The 26,572-nt window shown below is 67.6% G+C and carries 21 protein-coding genes; 12 read left to right on the top strand and 9 right to left on the bottom strand.

What is annotated here, in order from left to right:
* Positions 1-1,261 (top strand): electron transfer flavoprotein-ubiquinone oxidoreductase (locus FOZ70_RS24180; protein ID WP_219706951.1); only part of this gene is annotated, 1,261 nt, incomplete at its 5' end.
* Positions 1,262-1,390: 129 nt separating this feature from the next.
* Here the strand turns inward: FOZ70_RS24180 and aroC are convergent.
* The 3 genes from aroC to FOZ70_RS24165 all read right to left on the bottom strand — a co-directional run bounded on the left by aroC (position 1,391) and on the right by FOZ70_RS24165 (position 5,261).
* Positions 1,391-2,491: a chorismate synthase gene (aroC, locus tag FOZ70_RS24175; RefSeq protein WP_021160805.1), complete on the bottom strand. Its 1,101-nt coding sequence runs from the start codon at positions 2,489-2,491 to the stop codon at positions 1,391-1,393.
* Positions 2,492-2,731: 240 nt separating this feature from the next.
* Positions 2,732-4,666, bottom strand: a complete 1,935-nt coding sequence (locus tag FOZ70_RS24170; protein ID WP_021160806.1) for an MFS transporter — start codon at positions 4,664-4,666, stop codon at positions 2,732-2,734.
* A 139-nt stretch (positions 4,667-4,805) separates the two neighbouring features.
* Positions 4,806-5,261, bottom strand: coding sequence for a CBS domain-containing protein (locus FOZ70_RS24165; protein WP_006755543.1), 456 nt, complete (start codon positions 5,259-5,261; stop codon positions 4,806-4,808).
* 159 nt (positions 5,262-5,420) lie between these two features.
* Between FOZ70_RS24165 and FOZ70_RS24160 the strand changes: the two genes are divergently transcribed.
* The gene (locus FOZ70_RS24160; protein WP_021160807.1) at positions 5,421-5,738 is read left to right on the top strand and encodes an Mpo1-like protein; all 318 of its coding nucleotides are present in this window, start codon (positions 5,421-5,423) and stop codon (positions 5,736-5,738) included.
* A gap of 16 nt (positions 5,739-5,754) precedes the next feature.
* On the opposite strand, the gene FOZ70_RS24155 is transcribed toward FOZ70_RS24160, so the two are convergent.
* The gene (locus tag FOZ70_RS24155) at positions 5,755-7,086 is read right to left on the bottom strand and encodes a YihY family inner membrane protein (protein WP_021160808.1); all 1,332 of its coding nucleotides are present in this window, start codon (positions 7,084-7,086) and stop codon (positions 5,755-5,757) included.
* Between the two features lie 145 nt (positions 7,087-7,231).
* Here FOZ70_RS24155 and wrbA point away from each other — a divergent pair, with 145 nt between their 5' ends.
* The 4 genes from wrbA to FOZ70_RS24135 are packed head-to-tail and all read left to right on the top strand — an operon-like array spanning position 7,232 to position 10,537.
* Positions 7,232-7,852, top strand: coding sequence for an NAD(P)H:quinone oxidoreductase (gene wrbA, locus FOZ70_RS24150; RefSeq protein ID WP_048025574.1), 621 nt, complete (start codon positions 7,232-7,234; stop codon positions 7,850-7,852).
* Positions 7,849-8,241: a DUF2069 domain-containing protein gene (locus FOZ70_RS24145; RefSeq protein ID WP_021160810.1), complete on the top strand. Its 393-nt coding sequence runs from the start codon at positions 7,849-7,851 to the stop codon at positions 8,239-8,241. The genes wrbA and FOZ70_RS24145 overlap by 4 nt, the downstream gene beginning before the upstream one ends.
* Positions 8,242-8,259: 18 nt before the next feature.
* Positions 8,260-9,681: an FAD-binding oxidoreductase gene (locus tag FOZ70_RS24140; protein ID WP_027787719.1), complete on the top strand. Its 1,422-nt coding sequence runs from the start codon at positions 8,260-8,262 to the stop codon at positions 9,679-9,681.
* A gap of 25 nt (positions 9,682-9,706) precedes the next feature.
* The gene (locus FOZ70_RS24135; protein ID WP_059555302.1) at positions 9,707-10,537 is read left to right on the top strand and encodes a metallophosphoesterase; all 831 of its coding nucleotides are present in this window, start codon (positions 9,707-9,709) and stop codon (positions 10,535-10,537) included.
* A 70-nt stretch (positions 10,538-10,607) separates the two neighbouring features.
* Here the strand turns inward: FOZ70_RS24135 and FOZ70_RS24130 are convergent, their stop codons facing one another.
* Together FOZ70_RS24130 and FOZ70_RS24125 are read right to left on the bottom strand one after the other, a co-directional pair.
* On the bottom strand, positions 10,608-10,760 hold the full coding sequence (locus FOZ70_RS24130) for a hypothetical protein (protein ID WP_219706949.1): 153 nt from the start codon (positions 10,758-10,760) through the stop codon (positions 10,608-10,610).
* 117 nt (positions 10,761-10,877) lie between these two features.
* Complete coding sequence (locus FOZ70_RS24125; protein ID WP_042975805.1) at positions 10,878-11,819, bottom strand: LysR family transcriptional regulator; 942 nt, start codon at positions 11,817-11,819, stop codon at positions 10,878-10,880.
* 157 nt (positions 11,820-11,976) lie between these two features.
* On the opposite strand from FOZ70_RS24125, the gene FOZ70_RS24120 reads away from it, so the two are divergent.
* From FOZ70_RS24120 to FOZ70_RS24105, 4 genes are read left to right on the top strand one after another with little or no spacing between them, the layout of a single operon-like run.
* The gene (locus tag FOZ70_RS24120; protein ID WP_219706947.1) at positions 11,977-13,575 is read left to right on the top strand and encodes an efflux transporter outer membrane subunit; all 1,599 of its coding nucleotides are present in this window, start codon (positions 11,977-11,979) and stop codon (positions 13,573-13,575) included.
* A 14-nt stretch (positions 13,576-13,589) separates the two neighbouring features.
* Positions 13,590-15,791, top strand: a complete 2,202-nt coding sequence (locus FOZ70_RS24115) for an FUSC family protein (RefSeq protein WP_059674793.1) — start codon at positions 13,590-13,592, stop codon at positions 15,789-15,791.
* A complete protein-coding gene (locus tag FOZ70_RS24110; protein ID WP_011351756.1) occupies positions 15,788-15,991 on the top strand; it encodes a DUF1656 domain-containing protein in 204 nt (67 codons plus the stop codon). The genes FOZ70_RS24115 and FOZ70_RS24110 overlap by 4 nt, the downstream gene beginning before the upstream one ends.
* A 12-nt stretch (positions 15,992-16,003) precedes the next feature.
* Positions 16,004-16,879: an HlyD family secretion protein gene (locus FOZ70_RS24105; RefSeq protein WP_014897260.1), complete on the top strand. Its 876-nt coding sequence runs from the start codon at positions 16,004-16,006 to the stop codon at positions 16,877-16,879.
* Between the two features lie 21 nt (positions 16,880-16,900).
* Here the strand turns inward: FOZ70_RS24105 and FOZ70_RS24100 are convergent, their stop codons facing one another.
* Positions 16,901-18,574 (bottom strand): methyl-accepting chemotaxis protein, encoded by a 1,674-nt coding sequence (locus FOZ70_RS24100; protein ID WP_021160814.1) that lies wholly within the window; start codon positions 18,572-18,574, stop codon positions 16,901-16,903.
* Between the two features lie 408 nt (positions 18,575-18,982).
* Here FOZ70_RS24100 and FOZ70_RS24095 point away from each other — a divergent pair, with 408 nt between their 5' ends.
* Positions 18,983-20,221: an MFS transporter gene (locus FOZ70_RS24095; protein ID WP_174934523.1), complete on the top strand. Its 1,239-nt coding sequence runs from the start codon at positions 18,983-18,985 to the stop codon at positions 20,219-20,221.
* A 69-nt stretch (positions 20,222-20,290) separates the two neighbouring features.
* Here FOZ70_RS24095 and FOZ70_RS24090 read toward each other — a convergent pair whose 3' ends face one another.
* Positions 20,291-21,088: a 5'-methylthioadenosine/adenosylhomocysteine nucleosidase gene (locus FOZ70_RS24090; RefSeq protein ID WP_048025567.1), complete on the bottom strand. Its 798-nt coding sequence runs from the start codon at positions 21,086-21,088 to the stop codon at positions 20,291-20,293.
* Positions 21,085-23,448: a UvrD-helicase domain-containing protein gene (locus FOZ70_RS24085; protein ID WP_059497793.1), complete on the bottom strand. Its 2,364-nt coding sequence runs from the start codon at positions 23,446-23,448 to the stop codon at positions 21,085-21,087. Before FOZ70_RS24085 ends, FOZ70_RS24090 begins: the two co-directional genes overlap by 4 nt.
* A gap of 235 nt (positions 23,449-23,683) precedes the next feature.
* On the opposite strand from FOZ70_RS24085, the gene FOZ70_RS24080 reads away from it, so the two are divergent.
* On the top strand, positions 23,684-26,551 hold the full coding sequence (locus FOZ70_RS24080) for a valine--tRNA ligase (RefSeq protein WP_219706945.1): 2,868 nt from the start codon (positions 23,684-23,686) through the stop codon (positions 26,549-26,551).
* The last annotated feature ends 21 nt before the right edge of the window (positions 26,552-26,572 follow it).

Raw genomic sequence — 26,572 nt, 5'->3', positions numbered from 1 at the left:
GGCGCTGGGCGTCGAGATCTTCCCGGGCGTCCGGGCCGCGGAAATTGGCTACAACGACGACGGCTCCGTGAAAGGCGTCGCGACCGGCAACATGGGCGTGGGCAAGGACGGCGAGCCGACCGAGAACTTCCAGCTCGGCATGGAGCTGCACGCGAAGTACACGCTGTTCGCCGAAGGCTGCCGTGGCCATCTCGGCCGCCAGCTGATCTCGAAGTTCAAGCTCGACGCGAACGCTGATCCGCAGGCGTACGGGATCGGCATCAAGGAGCTGTGGGAAATCGATCCGGCCAAGCACAAGCCGGGCCTCGTGATCCACACGGCCGGCTGGCCGCTGAAGTCGGACACCTACGGCGGTTCGTTCCTGTATCACATGGACAACAACCAGGTCGTGGTCGGCTTCGTGGTGGGCCTGGGCTACACGAACCCGTACCTGTCGCCGTTCGAGGAATTCCAGCGCTACAAGACGCACCCGTCGATCCGTGCGTTCCTCGAAGGCGGCAAGCGCGTGTCGTACGGCGCGCGCGCGATCACGGCGGGCGGCCTGCTGTCGCTGCCGAAGACGGTGTTCCCGGGCGGCGCGCTGATCGGCGACGACGCGGGTTTCCTGAACGCATCGCGGATCAAGGGCAGCCACGCGGCGATCAAGACCGGCATGCTGGCCGCCGACGCCGCGTTCGACGCGGTGCAGGCGGGCCGCCAGTCGGACGAGCTCAACGCGTATCCGGATGCGTTCAAGCAATCGTGGCTGTACACGGAGCTGTATCGCGCGCGCAACTTCAAGCAGTGGATGGCGAAGGGCCTGTACCTCGGTACGCTGATGGTCGGGCTCGAGCAGAAGGTGATGGGCGGCAACGTGCCGTGGACGCTGCATCACAAGCACGCGGACCACGAGATGCTGAAACCGGCGTCGCAGTGCGAGCCGATCGAGTACCCGAAGCCGGACGGCAAGCTGACGTTCGACCGGCTGTCGTCGGTGTTCATCTCGAACACGAACCATGAAGAGAACCAGCCGGCGCACCTGACCTTGAAGGATGCAAACGTGCCGGTGAACGTGAACCTGCGCACGTATGCGGGGCCGGAAGGTCGTTTCTGCCCGGCGGCGGTGTACGAGTTCGTGAAGAACGACGACGGCAGCGATCGGCTGGTGATCAACGCGCAGAACTGCGTGCACTGCAAGACCTGCGACATCAAGGACCCGACGCAGAACATCGTGTGGGTCACGCCGGAAGGCGGTGGCGGGCCGAATTACCCGAACATGTAATCCGCCACGACGCGCCGCCGCGAGCGGCGCGTTTTTGCCGGTCGCCACAAACGAAACGGGGCGCTGCCTGAAGCAGCGCCCCGTTTTGCATTCCCAATGGCGAGACGTGCCGCGCCCCGCCCGTTTGCGTCAGGTCGCGCTACCGGCGATCTTCGGCGTCGACGTCTCGACGTCCCCGCACTGCGCGCGATGGCGCAGCGCATGATCGATCAGCACCAGTGCGAGCATCGACTCGGCGATCGGCGTCGCACGGATGCCGACGCACGGATCGTGGCGGCCGAACGTTTCCACCGTCGCCTCGTCGCCCGCCTTCGTGATCGAACGGCGCGGCGTACGGATGCTCGACGTCGGCTTGATCGCGATCGACACGGTGATGTCCTGCCCCGTCGAAATCCCGCCGAGCACGCCGCCCGCATGGTTGCCGACGAAACCGCCCGGCGTCAGCTCGTCGCCGTGCATCGAGCCGCGCTGCGCGACGCTGTCGAAACCTGCACCGATCTCGACGCCCTTCACCGCGTTGATGCTCATCATCGCCTTCGCGATGTCCGCATCGAGACGGTCGAACACCGGCTCGCCCCAGCCGACCGGCACGCCCGACGCGACGACGTCGATGCGCGCGCCGATCGAATCGCCATCCTTGCGCAGCGCATCCATGTACGCCTCGAGCTCCGGCACGACCGCCGCATTCGGCGAGAAGAACGGATTCTCGTGCACGTGCGACCAGTCGACGAACGGCACGTCGATCTCGCCAAGGCCGCTCATGTAGCCGCGCACCTCGACGCCGAAGCGCTCGCGCAGCCACTTCTTCGCGACCGCGCCCGCGCCGACGATCGGTGCGGTCAGGCGCGCGGACGAACGGCCGCCGCCGCGGTAGTCGCGGATGCCGTATTTCTGCCAGTAGGTGTAGTCGGCGTGGCCGGGACGGAACGTCTCGACGATGTTGCCGTAGTCCTTGCTGCGCTGGTCGGTGTTGCGGATCAGCAGTGCGATCGGCGTACCGGTCGTCACGCCTTCGAACACGCCCGACAGGATCTCGACCTGGTCAGCCTCCTGCCGTTGCGTCACGTGACGCGACGTGCCCGGCTTGCGGCGATCGAGTTCGACCTGGATGTCGGCTTCGGTCAGCCCCATTCCCGGCGGGCAGCCGTCGATCACGCAACCGATCGCGGGACCGTGCGATTCGCCGAAGGTCGTGACAGTGAAAAGCGTGCCGAGGGTATTGCCGGACATGATGGAACCGCCCAAAGAGAAATGGGCAAACCGATGCGCTGCCGCGGGCCGCGGGCAGATCGATCGTTTGCCGGTCGAGAAAAGAGGTAAGCCGCTATTATGCCAGCCGTCCCGCGCCCGCGGGCCGCAGGCCGCATGAAAGGCAGCCCGGACGCACGGAACGTGCGCGCGCGGCCCGGCCTGTGCGGCGCAAGCCCGTCCGGCCCGGTTGCAGCTGGACGCATCCGGACAGGTGCCCGCCTACTTCCGCGCGCCGCGCAGTTCGGTTACCGCGGCCTGCAGCGACTCGGGCGTCGCGACCGATGCCGGGACCGGCTCGCCGACCGCCAGCGTCAGCCGGCTCATCACGCCGCGCTTGATGGGTCGCGGCATCCGCGCATCGGAATGCCGCGAAAAATAGCTGCCCCACAGCCCGCGCAGCGCCATCGGAATGACCGGTGCCGGCGTGCGGCCCAGGATCTCGGTGATGCCGTGGTGGAACGTGTTGATGTCACCCGTCTTGGTCAGCTTGCCCTCGGGGAAGATGCACACGAGTTCGCCGTCCTTCAGCGCGGCCTCACATGCGTCGTACGCGCGCGCGAGCATCGCGGGATCCTCGTGGCGCGGCGCGATCGGGATCGCCTTCGCATGACGGAATACCCAGCTCGCGAAGCGCGTCTTGAAGATCCGGTGATCCATCACGAAACGGATCGGGCGCGGGCTCGCGGCGGCCAGCACGAGCGCATCGACGTAGCTGACGTGGTTGCACACGAGCACGGCCGCGCCTTCCGCCGGAATCCGCTCCGCGTGCACGAGACGAATCCGGTAGAACGTGTGGACGAGCACCCACGCGACGAAGCGGAGCAGGAACTCCGGCACGAGCAGATAGATATAGGCCGCGACGATCACGTTCAACAGCGCGGTGACGAGGAACAGCCCCGGGATGTCGACGCCGGCCTTGGTCAGCCCCATCGCCATCACGGCCGACAGGATCATGAACAGCGCGTTCAGGATGTTGTTCGCGGCGATGATCCGCGCGCGGTGCGTCGGCGCGCTGCGGCTCTGGATCAGCGCGTACAGCGGCACGCTGTAGAAGCCGCCGAACATCGCGAGCAGGAACAGGTCCGCCAGGATGCGCCAGTGGCGCGCGCCGGCCAGGAATTCGCCGACCGACAGCAGATGGCCGGGCGACGGCAGCGCGCGGCTCGCGAAATACAGCTCGATCGCGAACACGCTGATGCCGATCGAGCCGAGCGGCACGAGGCCGATTTCGACGCGCCGCTGCGACAGCCGTTCGCACAGCAGCGATCCGAGGCCGATACCGACCGAGAACGTCGCGAGCAGGACCGTGACGACGTCAGGGCTCGCCGACAGCACGTCCTTCGCGAAATTGAAGAACGACGTGAGGAACGTCGCGCCGACGAACCACAGCCACGAGATGCCGAGCAGGCTCAGGAACACGGTGCGGTTCTGGCGTGCGAGCCCGAGGTTGCGCCAGGTCTCGCTGACCGGATTCCAGTTGATCACGAGATCGGGCTGCGGCGCCGGCGTGGAAGGCACGCGCTGCGCGACGAGACGCCCCGCGATCGCGATGACGAGCACGCTCACCGCGAGCACGCGCTCGCCGGCACCTTCGATGCCCGCGGCCGCGCCGCCGATGATCGTGCCGATCAGGATCGCGATGAACGTGCCCATCTCGACGAGGCCGTTGCCGCCGACCAGCTCATGCTCGCCGAGATGCTGCGGCAGGTACGAATACTTGACGGGCCCGAACAGCGTCGAGTGCATCCCCATCATGAACGTGCACAGATACAGCAGCGGCGCGCTGTGCATGACGAAGCCCGCCGCGCCGACCAGCATCAGCACGATCTCGAAGGTCTTCACGAAACGCGTGAGGGTCGCCTTGTCGTACTTGTCGGCGATCTGGCCGGACGTCGCCGAGAACAGCACGAACGGCAGGATGAAGATCGCGGAAATCAGGAAGGCCGCCGTCTTCGCATCGACACCGGCGAATCGCGCGGTGTGATAGGTGACGAGCGACGTGAAGCCGATCTTGAAGACGTTGTCGTTCAGCGCACCGAGGAACTGGGTCGTGAAGAACGGCGCGAAACGGCGCTCGCGCAGCAGGTCGAACTGCGACGCGTGCGCGTGCCGTTCGTCGCGCCGCCTGGAAGTGGCTTGCGTTTGATCGCTCATGCGGAATACGCGCGCGCCGTCTGGGCGACGCTGCACGGGCCTTGTGTGGTCATTGGAAAAACGGCGGCGCAGGACAAGCCTGCGCCGCCGCGTGCCGGGTGGCGGCGCCCGCGCATGACGGCGACGGGCGCGGCGTGGTTCACGACTTGTGCGCTTCGGCTTCCGATTCCGGCCAGTCGCGGATGTACGCCTTCAGCATGCGATTCTCGAAGCTCTGCGCCTCGACGACCGTCTTCGCGACGTCGTAGAACGAAATGACGCCCATCAGCACCTTCTTGTCGAGCACCGGCATATAGCGCGCATGGCGCTCGAGCATCATCCGGCGCACTTCGTTGACATCCGTTTCCGGCGTGCACGTGAGCGGCTCGTCCATCACCTTGCGCACCTGCACGTCGCCAATCGCACCGCCGTTCACGTGCAGGCGCAGGATGATCTCGCGGAACGTCAGCATCCCGACGAGATCGCCGTACTCCATCACGACGAGCGAGCCGATGTCGTGCTCGGCCATCGTGTCGACCGCTTCGCGCAGCGGCTTGTCGGGCGTCACCGTAAACAGCGTGTTGCCCTTTACTTTCAGAATATCGCTGACGCGCATCGTAGTCCCCTCATGCTTGAATGCAAAACCTCTTTCGATCCTATCGGAAAGCCTGTCAAAAGGAAAGCGCGGGCCCGTGCGGCGGGCCGCCGCCCCGCTTGCGGAAGCCGGCCGCCGGCAGCACAATGGCCCCATGAACAGCGGCCCGAGGAGACGGCCATGGCGCATACGCATACGGAGCAATTCGCCAGCTTCGCTGATTTCTACCCGTATTACCTGAACGAACACCAGAACCTGACGTCGCGGCGGCTGCACTTCGTCGGCTCGCTCGGCGTGATCGGCTGCGTCGCGATGGCGATCGCGACCGGCGACTGGCTGTGGCTGCCGGCGGCGATCGTCTGCGGCTACGGGTTCGCGTGGGTCGGACACTTCTTCTTCGAGAAGAACCGCCCGGCCACGTTCCGGCACCCGATCTACAGCCTGATGGGCGACTGGGTGATGTTCAAGGACATCTGCACCGGCAAGATCCCGCTGTAACGGCCAGGCACCGCGCTCACGCGGGCCGCGGCGGCCGCGCGTGCGGGTCGGGCACGCCGCCCGGCGCCGGCCCCGGGACACCCGCCGCTTGTGCGCCGGCCGGCCGGTGCGCGGCGATCAGCGACGCGAGCGACACGTCGAAGCGATCGCTCGACAGCACCGCGAGCAGCGCCGCGCCATCGACATGGCTGCGGCGTCGCTGCAACTGGTAGGTCAGCTCCGTGCGGTCGATCACCAGCACGTCGAACAACTGCGCGAGCGTCAGCTGTTCCGGGTTCGCGAGCAGGATGTAGCGCGGCGTGGTCTCGCCGCCGCCGTCCAGCCGCGCGATCCATTCCCGCTCCTCCATCGTCGTCAGCAGGCGCTGCGCGGTTTCCATGTCGCAGCGCAGCATGGTCGCGAGCCGCATCGCCGTGTAGCCGCGCTTGCCGGCCGTGCGCGCTTCGGCCAGGCGCGCGAGCATTTCCAGTGCGTCGAGCAGGTCGCTGCCCGGATAGTGGATGCGGTGGAACTGGCCGACGCGGATCGCCGGCAGCGCGGAGGCCACCATCGCGCCGAGCAGCGCGATGAACCAGCTCAGGTACACCCATAACAGGAATACGGGCAACGCCGCGAACGCACCGTATACGGCCGTGTAGGTCGGAATGCGCCGCACATAGTAGCCGAAACCGCGCTTCGCGAGCTCGAACGCAATTGCCGCGAACAGCCCGCCGATCACTGCATCGCGCCACGCGACCGTGCAGTTCGGCAGGTACACGTACAGCAGCGTGAACGCGAGCACCGCCAGCGGCAGCGACACGAGCGCCAGCAGCCATTCGACGATCGACGTGGACGACCCGGCGCCGGTAAACGCGAGCGACTGCGTGAACAGGTACGACGAGATCGACAGGCTCACACCGAACAACAGCGGGCCCAGCGTGATCAGCGCCCAGTACGCGAGCACGCGCTGCGCGAACGGTCGCGGCTTGCGTACCCGCCAGATCAGGTTGAACGCCGACTCGATCGTCATCATCGTCATCACCGATGTGACGACGAGCACGATCAGGCCGGCCGTCGTCAGCCCCTTGGCCTTCGACGCGAACTGGTTCAGGTACTTGAATATCTGGACGTTGAACTGCGCGGGCATCAGGTGATCCGCGAGGAATCCCTGCAGCGAGATCTGGAACGACGCGAACATCGGGAACGCGGTGAACAGCGCGAACGCGACCGTCACGAGCGGCACGAGGGCCAGCATCGTCGTGAACGTCAGGCTGCCCGCCACTTGCGGGATGCGATCCTCGGCGCTGCGCCGGGCCGCGAACTGCGCCAGGCGCTTGAGGGTGTCGAGATCGACGCTCAACTTCGGCAAACGGCTTCTCCTTCTTGATACCGCGCGCCCGGTGGCGCGCCGCCGCCGCGCTGCGCGACGGCTTCAGCCCCTATAATAGCCGCTCGATTCCAGCAGGGGCCGACTGCACCGGGCACGCGCGCGGCCGCACGCGGTTCCGTCGTCCATGAAAGACATCCTCGTTCTCTATTACAGCCGTCACGGCGCCACGCGCGATCTGGCGCTCGCGATCGCGAACGGCATCGACAGCGTGCCGGGCATGCAGGCCCGCATCCGCACCGTGCCGCCCGTGTCGACCGTCTGCGAAGCCACCGCCCCCGACATCCCCGCCGACGGCCCGCCGTATGCGGAACTGCGCGATCTCGAGGAATGCGCGGGCCTCGCGCTCGGCTCGCCGACCCGCTTCGGCAACATGGCCGCGTCGCTCAAGTATTTCCTCGACGGCACCACGCCGCAATGGTTGTCGGGTGCGCTGACCGGCAAGCCGGCCAGCGTGTTCACGTCGACGGGCAGCCTGCACGGCGGCCAGGAATCGACGTTGCTGTCGATGATGCTGCCGCTGCTTCATCACGGCATGATGATCGTCGGGATTCCGTACACGGAATCCGCACTCAGCACGACGCGTACCGGCGGCACGCCGTACGGCGCCTCTCACGTCGCGCAGCACGACCGCTCGGCCGCCGGCGGGCTGTCGGCAGACGAAAAGGCGCTCGCGGCCGCGCTCGGCGTGCGGCTCGCCCGCGCGGCGGCGGCCCTCTCCAGCGCCCGGGCCGCCGAGGCCGCATGAACGCCCCCGCCCGTCCCGCCGTCACTGCCCGGCCGCGCTACGCGCTGATTGCCGCCGCATGCCTCGTTGCACTGATCGCGCTGTCGCTCGCGTGGGAGCTGCGGCTCGCGCCGCTGCGCCCGGGCGGCTCCGCGCTGATGCTCAAGGCGATACCGCTCGCGCTCGCGCTGCCCGGCGTCTGGCGGCGTAACATCTATACGATGCAGTGGGCGAGCATGCTGATCCTCGTCTATTTCGCCGAAGGCGTCGTACGCGGCATGTCCGATCGCGGGCTGTCCGCGACGCTCGGCTGGTGCGAAACCGCGCTCGCCGTCGGTTTCTTCGTGACGGCGCTGGCATACGTCGCGCCGTTCAAGCGCGCGGCGAAAAAGTCGCGCGCCGCGTCCTGAACCTTACGCGACAAGGTGATGATGTCCTCCGAAGCTTTCGTTTCCGCATGCCGCGATGCGATCGGCGCCGATCATGTGCTGACCGATCCGCACGATACCGAACCGTTCCTGACCGACTGGCGCCGCCGCTACAAGGGTGCCGCGTGCGCGGTGCTGAAACCCGCGAACACGGCCGAGGTCGCCGCCCTCGTCAAGCTGGCCAACGCACACGGCATCGCACTCGTGCCGCAAGGCGGCAACACCGGCCTTGCCGGCGGCGCCACGCCCGACGCGAGCGGCAGCCAGGCCGTGCTGAGCGTCGCGCGCCTGAACCGCGTGCGCGCGCTCGATCCGCACAACAACACGATCACCGTCGAAGCCGGCGTGATTCTCGCCGACGTGCAGGCACGTGCCCGCGAAGGCGGCCGGCTGTTCGCGCTGAGCCTCGCGGCGGAAGGCAGCTGCACGATCGGCGGCAACCTGTCGACCAATGCCGGCGGCACCGCGGTGCTGCGCTACGGGAACGCGCGCGAGCTGTGCCTCGGGCTCGAGGTGGTGACGCCGCAGGGCGAGATCTGGGACGGACTGCGCGGACTGCGCAAGGACAACACGGGCTACGACCTGCGCGACCTGTTCATCGGCGCGGAAGGCACGCTCGGGATCATCACGGCGGCCGTGATGAAGCTGCATCCGCTGCCGGCCGCGCAGGTCACGGCACTCGCCGCGCTCGAATCGCCGCACGCGGCGCTCGATTTCCTCGCGCTCGCGCAGCGCGCGGCCGGGCCGCTCCTGACCGGCTTCGAGCTGATGTCGGATTTCTGCATGCAGCTGGTCGGCAAGCACTACCCGCAACTGCGCTACCCGTTCGCGCAGACGCACGCGCAAACGGTGCTGCTCGAACTGTCCGACAACGAAAGCGAGGCGCATGCGCGCGCGCTGTTCGAGAAACTGATGGAGGAAGCGTTCGAGGCCGGGCTCGTGGTCGACGCGGTGGTCGCGGAGAATCTCGCGCAATCGCGCGCGTTCTGGGATCTGCGCGAGCACATCCCGCTCGCACAGGCCGACGAGGGGCTCAACATCAAGCACGACATCGCGGTGCCGATTTCGTCGATCGCGCGCTTCATCGACGAAACCGACGCAGCGATCCAGCAGGCCGCGCCGGGCGCGCGGATGGTCACGTTCGGCCATCTCGGCGACGGCAACCTCCACTACAACGTGCAGATGCCCGAAGGCGGCGATCCGAAGGCGTTCCTCGCCGCGTTCCAGGCGCCGATCAACCGGATCGTCTACGACAACGTGCACCGCCACCACGGCACGATCAGCGCGGAGCACGGGATCGGCCAGCTGAAGATCGACGACGCGCAGCGCTACAAGTCCCCGGTCGAAACGACGCTGATGCGCACGCTGAAGACCGCGCTCGACCCGCGCGGCCTGATGAATCCCGGCAAGGTCCTGCGCTGAAGCCGCCCACTCCGGAGCCCCGCCCGTGAAAATCCGCGTCCTGTCCGACCTGCACCTCGAAAGCAACCAGCCCGACGCGATCGCGCATGCCGACGCGGATCTCGTCGTGCTGGCCGGCGACATCCACAATCACGCGGAAGGCCTGCGCTGGGCGGCCGAAACGTTCGATCCCGCGGTACCGGTGATCTACGTGCCAGGTAACCACGAGTACTACGACGGGGAATTCGGCGCGCTGGAGACGGCGATGCGCGACGCGGCGCAGGCGCTCGACAACGTGCATTACCTGAACAACGACGTCTACGTCGATCCCGGGCAGCGGTTCCGCGTGCTCGGCACGACGCTCTGGGCCGATTTTTCGCTGTTCGGTACCGACGAAGCCAGCCTCGCGGGTGCAATCGACGCCGGGCTGCGCGTGATGCTCGATTTCAAGGGCTTGATCCAGGTGACCTGGCCGCATGACGCGGCGCTGCATGCGGCGCCGGGCACGCCGGAACGGGATTTCTCGCCGGCCGACGCGATCGCGCTGCATCGACGCAGCCGCGCATGGCTGGAAACGCAACTCGCGGCGCCGTTCGCGGGCCGGACCATCGTCGTGACCCATCATGCGCCGCACCGGCGCTCGCTGGCGCAGCGCTACGCGGACGATCTTGCATCGGCGGGATTCGTCACGGACATGGCGGAACTCGTGCAGCCGCCGGTGGATCTGTGGCTCCACGGCCACACGCATACGTCATTCGACTATGTGGCGGACGGTGGCACACGCGTGGTATGCAATCCGCGCGGCTACATCCACCGGCGCACCGGCGAACGGGAAAACACCGCGTTCACGTGGGACAAGGTCGTCGAGCTCGGCTGAGCGCCGGCCCGCCCGGCCGCATTGCGCGGCCTTTTTGCGCGACCTTTTCGCCCCGGAGCGTGACCGCGGATCAGCGGCCGGGGCGGCGCGGCTCGCGCACCCGTACCGGCACCGGCTTCATCTGCGCCTTCGCCTTCATCGCGCGCAGCAGGTCGCGGGTCGCCGCGGCGGCCACGGCCGCGCCCAGCAGGACTCCAAGGCCGATCATCAGGTGCGTATCCATCGCTACTCCGGGGTTGCGTATCTCGTTAATTCCCACAGTATCAAACTGTCTGACACGCGTTCGTAAAAAAATGTTGCGTGAAGGACAAATCTCGTCAGATCGCGGCCAACCGCGCGGTCATGTCGCACGCGTGTACTGTTCGAGCGCGGCTTCGTCGGCTGCCAGCGTGGCCGGCAACTCGTCGCGCAGGAAATCGACCCAGGTACGGATTTTCGCGTCGAGGTACTGACGCGACGGATACAGCGCGTAGATGTTCATCACGTGCGACCGGTATTCGGGCATCACGCGCACGATGTGCCCGCTGCGCAACCAGCCGAGCGCCGAATAGAGCGGCAGGCCGCCGATCCCCATCCCTTCGCGCACGGCCACGGCGAGCGCCTCGGCGACGTTCACGCGAAACGGCGGCGCCGTGATCGGGACGACTTCGTCGCCGTTCGGCCCCGCCAGTGCCCATTCGTCGAACTGAAAGCCCGGCGCGACCATCCCGAGGCATACGTGCTGCGCGAGATCCGCGGGCCGCTGCGGCACGCCGTTCGCCTCGACGTAGCCGCGCGACGCGCACACCACGCTGTAGCTCTCGCCGAGCCGCTGCGACACGAGCCCCGAATCCGGCAGGTCGCGGCCGACGACGATCGCGACGTCGTAGCCCTCGTCGAGCAGGTCGGGCATCCGCTGCGCAAGCGTCAGCTCGACGTGCACGTCCGGGTAGCGCTCGCGATAACGCGCGATGGCCGGCACCAGGTAGTGCTGGCCGAGGCTCGTGAAGCAATGCACCTTCAGCTTGCCCGACGGGCGCGCGTGCGCGTCGCCCGCCTCGGCTTCGGCCTGGTCGACATACGCGAGGATCTGCTCGCAGCGCTGCAGGTAGCGCTCGCCGGCTTCGGTCAGTGCGATCCGGCGCGTCGTCCGGTTCAGAAGACGCGTGCGCAGGTGCGCCTCGAGATCCGAGACCGCGCGCGACGCGTAGGCAGTGGTCGAATTCATCTGCTGGGCGGCCGCGGTAAAGCTTCCCGCGTCGACCACGCGGACGAATACCCGCATGTTTTGTAACGTATCCATCCCATTACCCGTTTGAATCCGGACGGATTGTTGCACAGAGACGAACAAGTATTGTCTCAGGATTCGTAAAAATGACTTGCACCCTTGTCCGTATATTCAGGAATCGCTGAAAAATATAATCGCATCCGACTCATCTATATCCGAAAGGGAGAAAATCGTGCAGTCTCCGGCGACAAAAGGGACGCTCGCACTGGCGGTTCTTGCAGTCTCATTAATAATGGCCGGGTGCGCGAGCATGGGCGACAACAAGCCGCAGTCGGCCCGCATCGAAGCGAACGCGCTCGATGCCGGCGCGGCCATCCGCGCGGCCGACCGTGACGCGGGCTGGCCCGCGGCCGACTGGTGGCGCGCCTACCGCGATCCGCAGCTCGACACGTGGATTGCTGCCGCGCAGGCCGGCAACCCGACGCTCGCGGCCGCCGAGGCCCGCGTGCGCGAAGCGCAGGCGATGGCGCGCGTGGCCCGCTCGGCCGAGTTGCCGCAGATCGACGGCAACCTCTCGCTGATGCGCCAGCACTGGCCGGACAACGTCTATTACGGCCCCGGCCCGCTCGCGAACACCGATACCTGGAACAACACCGGCACGCTCGGCCTGTCCTACCACCTCGATCTGTGGGGCAAGGACAAGAATGCGACCGAGCGCGCGCTCGACACCGCGCACGCGACCGCCGCCGACGCACGCGCGGCGAAGCTCGAACTCGAAGTCAACGTCGTGCGCGCGTACGTCGGCATGTCGATGAACTACGCGCTGCTCGACCTCGCGCACGAAACGTTCGAACGCCAGCGCTCGCTCGCCGATCTCGCGCGCAAGCGGCTGCAGGCTGGCCTCGGCACGCAGCTCGAGGTGAGCCAGGCGGAATCGACGCTGCCCGACTATGAGCGCCAGATCGACAGCTACGAGGAAGCGATCCAGCTCGCGCGACACCAGCTCGCCGCACTGGCCGGCAAGGGCCCGGGCGCCGGCGATGCGATCCAGCGGCCTCGGCTGTCGCTCGACGCAACGGCCGGCTTGCCGTCGGCGATGCCGGCCGACCTGCTCGGCCGCCGCCCCGACGTCGTCGCGGCACGCTGGACGGTCGACGCGCAGGCGCGCGGCATCGACGTCGCGAAGGCTTCGTTCTATCCGAACATCGACCTGCTCGCGACGGTCGGCGGCTTCGGCGTGACCGCGCCGTTCACCGACTTCCTGCGCGCGATGAACGGCGGCTGGACGGCCGGCCCCGCGCTGTCGCTGCCGATCTTCGAAGGCGGCCGGCTGCGCGCGCAGCTCGGCGCGGCGAATGCCGGCTACGACCACGCGGTCGAGCAATACAACCAGACGATCGTCGGCGCGCTCAAGGACATCGCCGACCAGGTCGTACGGATCCGTTCGCTCGATACGCAGAAGAAGGACGCCGCGCGCTCGGTGGCCGCCAACGACCGCAGCTATCAGCTGTCGCGCGAAGGCTTCCGCCGCGGGCTGACCGACTACGTCAACGTGCTGGTCGCGCAGCAGCAATTGTTGCGCGCGCAGGAAACGGCCGCCCGCATCGATGCGGAACGCCTCGCCGCGCACGCTCAGTTGATGGCCGCGCTTGGTGGCGGCGTCGAGACGGGCACGGACGTGCCTCCGTCGGGCAGCCATCCGTCGCATGACGAATCCGCCGCGGGCGCCGCCGCGCCGGCCGCCGCGTCGGGTGCGAAACCCGTGGCAGCCGCCGCCCGGCCCGCGCAGGTCGCGGCCGCCGGTGCGTCCGGCGTGCCGGCCGCACGGTAACCCGGAGCGACGCCATGTCAGCCTCCTCCCCCCTCTCCCCGGCCGCCGGCGGTCCGTTCGCGGCCTGGTATGCCGCGTTCGGCGACTGGGCCCGCACCGACGGCGCCGCGTGGCTCTACCTGTTCAAGGCGCTGCTCGCGGCCTTCATCGCGCTCGGCGTGTCGATGCGGCTCGACCTGCCGGCGCCGAAAACGGCAATGACGACCGTCTTCATCGTGATGCAGCCGCAAAGCGGCGCCGTGCTCGCGAAAAGCTTCTACCGGGTCGCCGGCACGATTTTCGGGCTCATCGCGACACTCACGTTCGTCGGACTGTTCCCGCAGCAGCCGCAGCTGTTCCTGCTGGCGATCGCCCTGTGGATCGCGCTGTGCACCGCCGGCGCCGCGCGCAACCGCAACTTCCGCAGTTACGGCTTCCTGCTCGCCGGTTATACGACCGCGCTGATCGGCCTGCCCGCGTCGCAACACCCGGATGGCGCATTCATGAGCGCGATGACGCGGGTCTCCGAAGTCATCATCGGGATCGTGTCGGCCGGCGTCGTCAGTGCGCTCGTGTTTCCGCGGTATACGGGCGAGCAGATGCGCACGACGGTGCGCAAGCGCTTCGGCAGCTTCGTCGACTACGTCGCGTCGGCGCTGTCGGGCCAGCTCGACCGCGCGCACATCGAGACCATCCATACGCGCTTCGTCGCCGACGTGGTCGGCTTCGAGGCCGCGCGCAGCATGGCCGTGTTCGAGGATCCGGACACGCGCATGCGCAGCGGCCGCCTCGCGCGGCTGAACAGCGAGTTCATGAGCGCGTCGAGCCGCTTTCACGCGCTGCACCAGCTGATGAACCGGCTGCACGCGGCCGGCGCGCAGGCGGCGATCGACGCGATCGAGCCGTATTTCCGCGAGATCGCACCGCTGCTCACGCGCGATGGCGAACCCGTGCGCACGTCGATCGACGCCGCGCACTCGGCCGAGCAACTGCTCGCGTGGCGCGACGCGCTGCCGCGCCGGATCCGCGCGACGCGCGCGGAACTCGAAACGCAGCCCGACTTCCCGCTGCTCGACTTCGATACCGCCGCCGAACTGCTGTACCGCTTCATTACCGACCTGCAGGAATACGCGGCGACCTATGCGTCGCTCGCGACCGCGACGCACGAGCGCGAACGCTGGATCGAACGCTACGAGCCGCGCACCAACAGAACGGCCGCCACGATCGCGGGGATCCGCACCGCGACGGTGATTCTCGCGCTCGGCTGGTTCTGGATCGAGACCGCGTGGCCGAGCGGCGTGATGCTGGTGCTGAACGCCGCGGCGACCTGCGCGCTCGCGTCGTCGGCGCCGCGCCCGACCGCGATGGCCGCGCAGATGGGGATGGGCACGGCGCTGGCCGTTTGCACCGGCTTCCTGCTGACGTTCGGCATCTACCCGCGGATCGACGGCTTCGTCCTGCTGTGCGCGGCGCTCGCGCCGTTGCTCGCGATCGGCATCTACATGACGCTGAAGCCGAAGCTCGCGGGTTACGGCGCGGGCTATCTGATCTTCTTCTGCTTCCTCGCCGGCCCCGACAGCATCACGCACTACGATCCGACGAGCTTCATGAACGACGCGCTCGCGCTCCTGTTGTCGATGCTCGTCTCGGCGATCGCGTTCGCCGTGCTGTTCCCGCCGACCGCGCCGTGGCTCAAGAAACGCCTGTTCGCCGACCTGCGTCACCAGGCCGTCGCGGCCTGCCACGCGCGGCTCGCCGGACTGCGCACGCGCTTCGAGAGCGGTGCGCGCGACCTGATGTACCAGGCGCACACGCTGTCGGCCGACCAGCCCGACGTGCAGCGCGACGCGCTGCGCTGGATGTTCGCGGTGCTCGAAACCGGGAATGCGGCCATCGACCTGCGCCACGAGCTGGCAACGCTGCCGTCCGACCCGCGCTACGCGCCGACGACGCCGTGGCGCCGCGCGATCGAGACGATGCGCGCCGCGCTGTCGTCGCTGTTCGCGCGGCCGGACGCCGAACGTTTCGATGCAACGCTCGCCGCGGTGAACGATGCGATCGACGCGACCCGGCAGACGCTCGACGCATTCACGCCGACGCGCGACGAACGCCACCGGCTGCAGCGCATCCTGAGCCATCTGCATTTCGTGCGCACGGCACTGCTCGATCCCGAATCGCCGCTCGCCGCGCTCAACCGCAACCGCCCCGTGCGTCCCCAACCAGGAGCCTCGTCATGATGCCGCGTGAAATCGCCATTCTCGATGCCTACATGCCCACGGTGGTGCTGATGTTCGTCCTCGGCGCGCTCGCGACCTGGGCCGTCGACCGCCTGCTCGCCTATACGGGCCTCTACCGTCTCGTCTGGCACCCGTCGCTGTTCCGGGCCTGCCTCCTCGTCTGCATTTGCGGCGGACTGAGTCTTGCCGTTTACCGTTGATTCCGAACCATCATGATTCTCAGAAAACTCTTCGGCTTCGTCGCGACCGCCGTCATCCTTCTCGTCGCGATCCTGATCGGGCGCTCGCTGTGGGTGCACTACATGGACGATCCGTGGACGCGCGACGGGCGCGTGCGCGCCGAGATCGTCAACGTCGCGCCGGACGTGTCGGGCGCGATCGTCGAACTGCCCGTGCATGACAACCAGCTCGTGAAAAAGGGCGACCTGATCATGCAGATCGACCCTTCGCACTACCAGATCGCGGTCGAGCAGGCGCAGGCGGCCGTCGCCGCCCGCCGCGCGGAACTGCAGATGCGCCGCGATGACGCGGCGCGCCGCGCGGATCTCGATGCGCTCGTCGTGTCGAAGGAAAACCGCGAGAACGCCGCGCACAGTGCGTCGAGCGCCGATGCGCAGTACCAGCAGGCGATCGCCGCGCTCGATGCCGCGAAGCTCAACCTCGAGCGCACGCGCGTCGTCGCGCCGGTCGACGGCTACATCACGAACCTGCAGACGTTCAAGGGCAACTACGCGGTGGCCGGCCAGGCGAAGCTCGCGATCGTCGACAGCCACTCGTTCTGGGTCTACGGCTACTTCGAGGAAACCAAGCTGCCGCGCGTGAAGATCGGCGCGCCGGCCGAAATGCGGCTGATGAGCGGCGGCGTGATGAAGGGCCACGTCGAAAGCATCTCGCGCGGCATCTACGATCGCGACAACCCGCAAAGCCGCGACCTCGTCGCGGACGTGAACCCGACCTTCAACTGGGTGCGCCTCGCGCAGCGCGTGCCGGTGCGCATCAGGATCGACGAAGTGCCGGCCGACGTGGTGCTGTCGGCGGGTACGACCTGCACGGTCATCATCGATCCGGACAAGCAGAAGAAGTCGTAACGTCTGAACGGTCGGCAGCGCTCAGGCCGCGATACGAAAGCGCCCGACCAGCGACTTCAAGGCCTGCGCCTGCTCGTCGAGCGCATTCGCCGCGGCGGCCGCCTGCTCGACGAGTGCCGCGTTCTGCTGGGTGCCGGCGTCCATCTGCGTGACCGCGCGGCCGATCTCGTCGATGCCCGCGCTTTGCTCGTCCGATGCGGCGGAAATTTCACCGATGATGTCGGTCACGCGCTTGACCGCCCGAACGACGTCGTCCATCGTGCGGCCCGCATCGTGCGCGAGCGCCGCACCGTTCGCGACTCGCTCGACCGACGCGCCGATCAGCGCGCGGATCTCCTTCGCCGCGGTCGCCGCGCGCTGCGCGAGCAGGCGGACTTCACCCGCGACCACCGAGAAGCCACGCCCCTGCTCGCCCGCGCGGGCGGCCTCGACCGCCGCGTTCAACGCGAGAATGTTGGTCTGGAACGCGATCCCCTCGATCGTGCCGATGATCTCGCGGATGTTCTTCGCGCTGTCGTCGATCTCGCTCATCGTCGCGACGACGCGCCCGACGACTTCCCCGCCCGTCTCCGCAACGGCCGAAGCATTGGCCGCGAGCGCGCTCGCCTGCCGCGCGTTCTCGGCGTTCTGCCGTACGGTCGACGTGAGCTGCTCCATGCTGGCCGCGGTGCGCTCGAGCGCGACGGCCTGCTGCTCGGTACGCCTGGACAGATCGAGATTGCCGGTGGAAATCTCGCCCGACGCGGCCGCGATCGCCTCGGCGCTGACGGCAATCTCGCCGACGGTCGCCGCGAGCCCCGTCTGCATCTCGGCCAGCGCACGCACCATGCTGTCGCGGTCGTGCCGGCCCAGCGTAATTGGTCGCGTCAGGTCGCCGCGCGCGATGTCCGCGGCAATCGCCTTCGCGTGCGCGGGCTCGCCGCCGAGCTGCGACGCGAGACGGCGCACGACGCGCTCCGCGATGACGATCGCGAGCACGATCAGCGCAACCGTCATCGCCGCGATCATCGCGAACGACGACGAGAAAATGGTGGCGGACGCATCGAGCGTCGCCTTCGACTTCGCGCCGCGTGTCTTCACGAGTTCGGCGACCAGTTTTTCGAGCTTGCCGGTTTCGACCAGCAGCGACACGTCCTGCGTGCCGACCTGCCAGCTCATCTGCGACAGGTCGAGCGGCTGTGCCCGCACGAGCGCGACGAAATCGCGCAGATGCGCGCTCCACGCGCCGACCGCCGTCGAGAATGCGCGCAGCCGCGCCGAATCGTCGACGTCGGCCGGATCCGCGTAGCGCTGCAGCGTGCCGAGCGCCTGGCCGATCGACGCGAGCCCCGCGCCCACCTCGGCGCCCAGCTCGTCGCGTTCCTTCGCGGTGGTCGCGGTCAGCAGCATCTTCTGGGCACGGCTCGCGCGCAGCACTTCGGCCCGAACCTCCTCGGCCGCGCGGCTCGCGACGTGACCCTGCTCGTAGACGGACGCGATCGACGCATTCAGCCGGCTGATCTGCCAGAGCGAAAACATGCCGATCGCCAGCGTGCCGGCGAGCAGGATCGCGAATGCGGCGCGCAACGTCGCCTTGACGGTCCACGGCCGGCGCTCGCGACGCGCCGCCCGCGGGCGCCGGGCGGCGCGACCGGCGGCGACGTCGGGTGCGGCGGCGACCGCACCGGGCTGTGGACGCAAAGATGCTGCTTTCATCGATATATCCCCGTATTGATCACGCGGCCGGAAAGGTCGGTCCCGGCGTACCCGCGATGGCTGGCCATGCCGCGCGTCCTGCGCCCGCACGGCGGATAGCCGGTGCCGGGCGCGGCGCGCCTGTTGTCATTGGGTCGTTCTACGGCCGCCACCGCCGTTTCTTGAGTCCGGTAAACCACGCACCGGCCCCCGGGCGCCCGCCCCGCTTGCGGGCGGGCGTGCCGCCTGCGTTATACCCGGCCAAAAAAGCGGGCATCGGGCGATCCGTCGGATGAATGTCCGATTTACGACAAAACTTGTCCGGACATTCCCGATACGCCACATTACACTTCTTTGACGCAGCAACGATTCAAGACGCGCCGATCCCCAGCAGAGCGCGCCCGCCACCTCAACTCGTTCAGCTCTCACATGGAAACCAGCCTCGACACCGGCTCCGCCGGCGCAGCCGCCACCCAGCCTTCCGCGCCACCCGTCGCCCGCACCGTCTACCCGGTGCTCGGCGCGATCAGCTTCTCGCACATGCTCAACGACATGATCCAGTCGTTGATCCTCGCGATCTACCCGATGCTCAAGAGCCAGTTCGCGCTGTCGTTCGCGCAGATCGGCCTGATCACGCTCACCTACCAGATCACCGCGTCGCTGCTGCAGCCGCTCATCGGCCTCTATACCGACAAGCGGCCGAAACCGTATTCGCTGCCGGTCGGCATGGGTTTCACGCTCGCCGGGCTGCTGCTGATGTCGGTCGCGCCGAATTTCCCGATGCTGCTGGTGGCCGCGGCGCTCGTCGGCTGCGGCTCGTCGGTGTTCCATCCCGAATCGTCGCGCGTCGCGCGGATGGCGTCGGGCGGTCAGCACGGGCTCGCGCAGTCGGTGTTCCAGGTCGGCGGCAACGCGGGTTCCGCGCTCGGGCCGCTGCTCGCCGCGCTCGTGATCATTCCGCACGGCCAGCACAGCATCGCGTGGTTCTCGGCAGCCGCGCTCGTCGCGATGATCGTGCTCACGCAGATCGGCCACTGGTACAAGAAGCATCCGTCGATGAAGAAGAAGGCCGCGGCGGCCGGCCATCCGACGCTGTCGCGCGGCCGCGTGATGGGCGCGATCGGCGTGCTGGTGCTGCTCGTGTTCTCGAAGTATTTCTACCTCGCGAGCATCAACAGCTATTTCACGTTCTACCTGATCGACAAGTTCCACCTGTCGGTGCAGGCCGCGCAGATCCACCTGTTCGTGTTCCTCGCGGCCGTGGCGGCGGGCACGCTGATCGGGGGGCCGGTGGGCGACCGGATCGGCCGCAAGTACGTGATCTGGGTGTCGATCCTCGGCGTCGCGCCGTTCACGCTGCTGCTGCCGTACGCGAACCTGTTCTGGACCAGCGTGCTGACCGTGATCATCGGCATCGTGCTCGCGTCGGCGTTCGCCGCGATCCTGGTCTACGCGACGGAGCTGATGCCCGGCAAGGTCGGGATGGTCGCGGGCCTGTTCTTCGGCTTCGCGTTCGGCCTCGGCGGTGTCGGCGCGGCCGTGCTCGGCCAGCTCGCCGACGCAACGAGCATCACGTTCGTCTACAAGGTGTGCTCGTTCCTGCCGCTGATCGGCGTGCTGACGGTGTTCCTGCCGAACCTCGAAAGCAGCCGGCGCAAGAAGGCGTGAAAAAACGGCCGCGGCGCGCCTGCCGGCGCCGCGGCCGTGATGCTCCGATCGACGGGATCGACGGCGGCTTCAGGCCGCCGTCGTCGCGTGCAGCGTCAGGAAACGCTTGAGGATGCCGGACGAATAGCTGCTCGCGATCGCCGACAGGAAGTGCGAGAACGACTGCGTCGCGTGGTCGTCGGCCGTATCGGAGATCGTGCGCACGAGCGCGAACGGCACGTCGTGCTCCGCGCACACCTGCGCGATCGCGGCCCCTTCCATTTCGACCGCGAGCGCATCCGGCAGCGCATCGCGCAGCGCGACGACCTCGCGCTCGCTCGACACGAAGCGGTCGCCGCTGATGACGAGCCCCGCATGCAACGTCGCGCCGGCCAGGCTGAAGCGAGCGGCGAACTGCGCACCCTCTTCCGCGACGAATTGCGTGCACGCGGCCCGCAGGCGCGCGGTCAGTGCGGCGTCGGTCGCGAAACGCGTGATGCCGAGCAAAGGCACCTCATAGCGCGGAAACAGCGGCGACGCGTCGAGATCGTGCTGCAGCAGCGTATCGGCCACGACGACATCGCCGACGCGCACCGTGCGCGACACACCGCCCGCGACGCCGGTGAACACGATGCCCGACACGCCGAACACGTGGATCAGCGCGCTGACCGTCGCGGCGGCCGCGACCTTGCCGACCCGCGCGAGCGTCACCACACAGGCCGCGCCGTGCACGGTACCGACGTGATAATCGCGGCGGCCGAGCGTGACCGTCTTCATCGCGCCGTCGGCGCGCATCGCGGCGATCAGGTCGCCGAGTTCCTCGGGCAACGCGGCCAGGATGCCGAGCGGTCGAATCGAAGCGGTACCCACCCTGTCGATGCCCGTCATTCCACCGCCTGCAGTTTCGCGACCGCGAGCGCGAGCCACTTCTCGCCGTGCCGCTTGAATTTCACCTGTGCCTTCGCATCGGTGCCGTTGCCTTCGAGCGCGGTGACCGTGCCTTCGCCGAACTTGGTATGGAACACCTGCTGGCCGACGCGGAAACCGGTATCGGCGGCACGCTGCTTGTTCGCGAACGCCGGCAGCGGCGCGGACACGGCCGCATCGACGATCTGCTCGCGACTGCCGCCGCCCGGCCGCGCGAACCAGTCGCGCCCGTACCCGGCGTTGTCCGACCGGCCACCCCAGCGCGAACCGGCCTCGACCTTCGGCGTCAGCCACTTGAGCACGTGTTCGGGCAACTCGTCGAAGAAGCGCGAGCGCACGTTGTAACGCGTCTGGCCATGCAGCATCCGGCTCTGCGCGAACGACAGGTAGAGCCTCTCCTTCGCGCGCGTGATAGCGACGTACATCAGCCGGCGCTCTTCCTCGAGGCCGTCCGATTCGAGCACGCTGTTCTCGTGCGGGAACAGCCCTTCCTCGAGGCCCGTGATGAACACGGCCGAGAATTCGAGCCCCTTCGCCGCGTGCACCGTCATCAGCTGCACGGCGTCCTGGCCGGCCTGCGCCTGGTTGTCGCCGGCCTCCAGCGACGCATGCGACAGGAAACCGGCGAGCGGCGTCATCGTGTCGGGGTTCTGTGCCGGGTCGGCAGGCGACACCGGGTCGAGCACGTCGACCGCCTGGTCGTCCGCCGCGGTGCCGAGCTCCGGGGCCGCGATCGCGCCCGCGCGCAGCGGAATCGAACGGGCCGGCGTGTCGAGCCCGTAGCCCTCCTCGGCGATGAACGCGGTGGCCGCGTTCACGAGTTCCTGCAAGTTCTCGAGACGGTCCTGGCCTTCGCGCTCGCCCTGGTAGAAATCGGCGAGACCGCTGGCGCGCACGATGTGCTCGACGGTGTCGGGCAGGTTCATGTGCTGCGTGTCGGCGCGCATCTTCGCGACCAGGTTCGCGAACCCGCCGAGGCTCGTGCCGGCCTTGCCCGTCACGTACGGAATCGCGGCGGCCATCGAGCAGCCGTACAGGCGCGCGGCGTCGGCGAGCTGCTCGATCGAGCGCGCGCCGATTCCGCGGGTCGGGAAGTTCACGACGCGCACGAACGCGGTGTCGTCGTTCGGGTTGTCGATCAGGCGCAGGTACGCGAGCGCGTGCTTCACTTCCTGGCGTTCGAAGAAGCGCAGGCCGCCGTACACGCGGTACGGAATGCCCGACGACATCAGCGTATGCTCGATCGAGCGCGACTGCGCGTTGCTGCGGTACAGGACGGCCACTTCGCTGCGCGCCATCCCGGTGTTGATCAGCGAGCGGATCTCCTCGACGATCCAGCCGGCTTCCTGCGAATCGGTGCTCGCCTCGTACACGCGCACGGGCTCGCCATGGCCCGCGTCGGTGCGCAGGTTCTTGCCGAGGCGGTGCGTGTTGTTCGAGATCAGCTGGTTCGCCGCGTCGAGGATGTTGCCGTGCGACCGGTAGTTCTGCTCGAGCTTGATCAGGTTGCGCACACGGAATTCGTCTTCGAAGTCGCGCATGTTGCCGACGTTCGCGCCGCGGAACGCGTAGATCGACTGATCGTCGTCGCCGACCGCGAAGATCGCGTTCTGGCCGCCCGCGAGCATCTTGAGCCACGCGTACTGCAGCTTGTTGGTGTCCTGGAACTCGTCGACGAGGATGTGCCGGAAGCGCGCCTGGTAGTGCGCGCGCAGCGGCGCGTTGTACGCGAGCAATTCATAGCAGCGCAGCAGCAGCTCGGGGAAATCGACGACACCCTCGCGCTGGCACTGCTGGTCGTATGCCTGGTACAGCTCGACGAACTTGCGGTTGAAGTTGTCGGTCGCGTCGACCTTGTCGGGACGCAGCCCCTGCTCCTTCGCATTGTTGATGAAGTACTGGACGTTCTTCGGCGGGTACTTCTCGTCGTCGACGTTCGCCGCCTTCATCAGCCGCTTGATCGCGGACAGCTGGTCGGCCGTGTCGAGGATCTGGAAGGTCTGCGGCAGGCCGGCGTCGCGCCAGTGCGTGCGCAGCATCCGGTTGCACAGGCCGTGGAACGTGCCGATCCACATCCCGCGCGTGTCGATCGGCATCATCGCCGACAGGCGCGCCATCATCTCGCGCGCGGCCTTGTTCGTGAAGGTCACGGCGAGCACGGTGGGCGGCGATGCGTAGCCCTGCTGGATCAGCCACGCGATGCGCGTGATCAGTACGCGGGTCTTGCCGCTGCCCGCCCCTGCGAGGATCAGCGCCGGTTCGTTCGGCAACGTGACGGCGGCGAGTTGTTCGGGGTTCAGATTGGCGAGCAGGTCGGGCATGGAGCGGCAGCGAACGGGCGAGAAAAATGCGGACCCGACATTATAAGTCGGCCGGCCGATGCCGTTCCCGATCCGTTCGACCGCCCGTCGCGGGTACGTTGCCGACACGTTGCCGGCACGTGGCGGCCGCGTCGCGACGGGCCCGCGCCGGCAAGGCGATGGCTGGTCGATGTGCATCCATTTATAATTGTCGGATTCGGCATCCAATTCACGCATTTTTCGGCAGATTTCCAACATGAGCGACAACACGCTTGCGAAGAGTTTCGAGCCCCACACCATCGAGTCCCATTGGGGGCCGGAGTGGGAAAAGCGCGGTTACGCGGCCCCGGCATTCGATCCGGCCCGCCCCGATTTCTCGATCCAGTTGCCGCCGCCGAACGTGACGGGCACGCTGCACATGGGCCACGCGTTCAACCAGACGATCATGGACGGCCTCGCCCGCTACCACCGGATGCTCGGCGAGAACACGCTGTGGGTGCCCGGCACCGACCACGCGGGGATCGCGACCCAGATCGTCGTCGAGCGCCAGCTCGACGCGCAGGGCGTGTCGCGCCACGACCTCGGCCGCGAGAAGTTCGTGGAGCGCGTGTGGGAATGGAAGGAAAAATCCGGTTCGACGATCACCGGCCAGGTGCGTCGCATCGGCGCGTCGACCGACTGGTCGCGCGAGTACTTCACGATGGACGACAAGATGTCGGCCGCCGTGCGCGACGTGTTCGTCACGCTTTATGAACAGGGCCTGATCTACCGCGGCAAGCGCCTCGTCAACTGGGATCCGGTGCTGTTGACCGCCGTGTCGGATCTCGAAGTCGTGAGCGAAGAGGAAAACGGCCACCTGTGGCACATCCGCTACCCGCTCGTCGACGGCTCGGGCTCGCTGACCGTTGCCACGACGCGCCCGGAAACGATGCTCGGCGACGTCGCGCTGATGGTCCATCCGGAAGACGAGCGCTACGCGCACCTGATCGGCAAGCTCGTCACGCTGCCGCTGACGGGCCGCGAGATCCCGGTGATCGCCGACGACTACGTCGACCGCGAGTTCGGCACGGGCGTCGTGAAGGTCACGCCCGCGCACGACTTCAACGACTACCAGGTCGGCCTGCGCCACAACCTCGCGCCGATCGAGATCCTGACGCTCGACGCGAAGATCAACGACAACGGCCCCGAGCAGTATCGCGGCCTCGACCGCTTCGACGCGCGCAAGGCGATCGTCGCCGACCTCGACGCAGCGGGCTTCCTCGACTCGGTGAAACCGCACAAGCTGATGGTGCCGCGCGGCGACCGCACGGGCGTCGTGATCGAGCCGATGCTGACCGACCAGTGGTTCGTCGCGATGACGAAGCCGGCGCCGGAAGGCACGTTCAATCCCGGCAAGTCGATCACGGAAACGTCGCTCGACGTCGTGCGCAACGGCCAGATCAAGTTCGTGCCGGAAAACTGGACGACCACCTATTACCAGTGGCTCGAGAACATCCAGGACTGGTGCATCTCGCGCCAGCTGTGGTGGGGCCACCAGATTCCCGCGTGGTACGGCGAGAACGGCGAGGTGTTCGTCGCGCGCAACGAGGAAGAAGCGCGCGCGCAGGCTGCCGCGAAGGGTTACGCGGGCGCACTGAAGCGCGACGAGGACGTGCTCGACACGTGGTTCTCGTCGGCGCTCGTGCCGTTCTCGTCGCTCGGCTGGCCGAACGAAACGCCTGAGCTGAAGCACTTCCTGCCGTCGTCGGTGCTCGTCACGGGCTTCGACATCATCTTCTTCTGGGTCGCCCGGATGGTGATGATGACCACGCACTTCACGGGCCAGGTGCCGTTCCACACCGTCTACGTGCACGGCCTCGTGCGCGACGCGGAAGGCCAGAAGATGTCGAAGAGCAAGGGCAACACGCTCGACCCGATCGACATCGTCGACGGCATCGACCTCGACACGCTGGTCGCGAAGCGCACGACGGGCCTGATGAACCCGAAACAGGCCGCGACGATCGAGAAGAAGACGCGCAAGGAATTCCCGGACGGCATCGCCGCGTTCGGCACCGACGCGCTGCGCTTCACGATGGCGTCGATGGCAACGCTCGGCCGCAACGTGAACTTCGACCTCGCGCGCTGCGAAGGCTATCGCAACTTCTGCAACAAGCTGTGGAACGCGACGCGCTTCGTGCTGATGAACAGCGAAGGCCACGACTGCGGCAGCGACAAGCCGGAAGTCTGCGGCGCGGGCGATTGCGGCCCGGGCGGCTACCTCGACTTCTCGGCGGCCGACCGCTGGATCGTGTCGCTGCTGCAGCGCACCGAGGCCGACATCGCGAAGGGCTTCGCCGATTACCGCTTCGACAACATCGCAAGCAGCATCTACAAGTTCGTGTGGGACGAATACTGCGACTGGTATCTCGAACTCGCGAAGGTGCAGATCCAGAACGGCACGCCGGAACAGCAGCGCGCCACGCGCCGCACGCTGCTGCGCGTGCTCGAAACGGTGCTGCGCCTCGCCCACCCGATCATCCCGTTCATTACCGAAGCGCTCTGGCAGAAGGTCGCGCCGCTCGCGGGCCGCTATCCGCAAGGCAAGGCCGACGGAGAAGCGTCGCTGATGGTGCAGGCGTACCCGGTCGCGAACCTGCAGAAGATCGACGAGGCGTCCGAACAGTGGGCGGCCGACCTGAAGGCGATCGTCGACGCGTGCCGCAACCTGCGCGGCGAGATGAACCTGTCGCCGGCAACCAAGGTGCCGCTGCTTGCCGCCGGCGATGCCGAGCGCCTGCGCTCGTTCGCGCCGTACGTCCAGGCCCTCGCGCGCCTGTCGGAAGTGCAGATCCTCGCGGACGAAGCGGCGCTCGACAAGGAAGCGCATGGCGCGCCGATCGCGATCGTCGGGCCGAACAAGCTGGTGCTGAAGGTGGAAATCGACGTCGCGGCCGAACGCGAGCGCCTGTCGAAGGAAATCGCGCGCCTGACGGGCGAAATCGCGAAGTGCAATGCGAAGCTCGGCAACGAGGCTTTCGTCGCGAAAGCGCCGCCGGCGGTGGTCGAACAGGAGCAGAAGCGCGTCGCGGAATTCCAGAGCACGCTCGAAAAACTGCGTGCGCAGCTCGATCGGTTGCCTGCGTAACAAAGGGTAAGGTTGTTTGCG

This window comes from Burkholderia sp. COPS (assembly GCF_019425585.1).
In the GTDB taxonomy this organism is placed as follows: Bacteria; Pseudomonadota; Gammaproteobacteria; order Burkholderiales; family Burkholderiaceae; genus Burkholderia; species Burkholderia cepacia.
The sequence above is the reverse complement of the archived record's forward strand: the minus strand, read 5'-3'. Positions and strand labels throughout refer to the sequence as shown.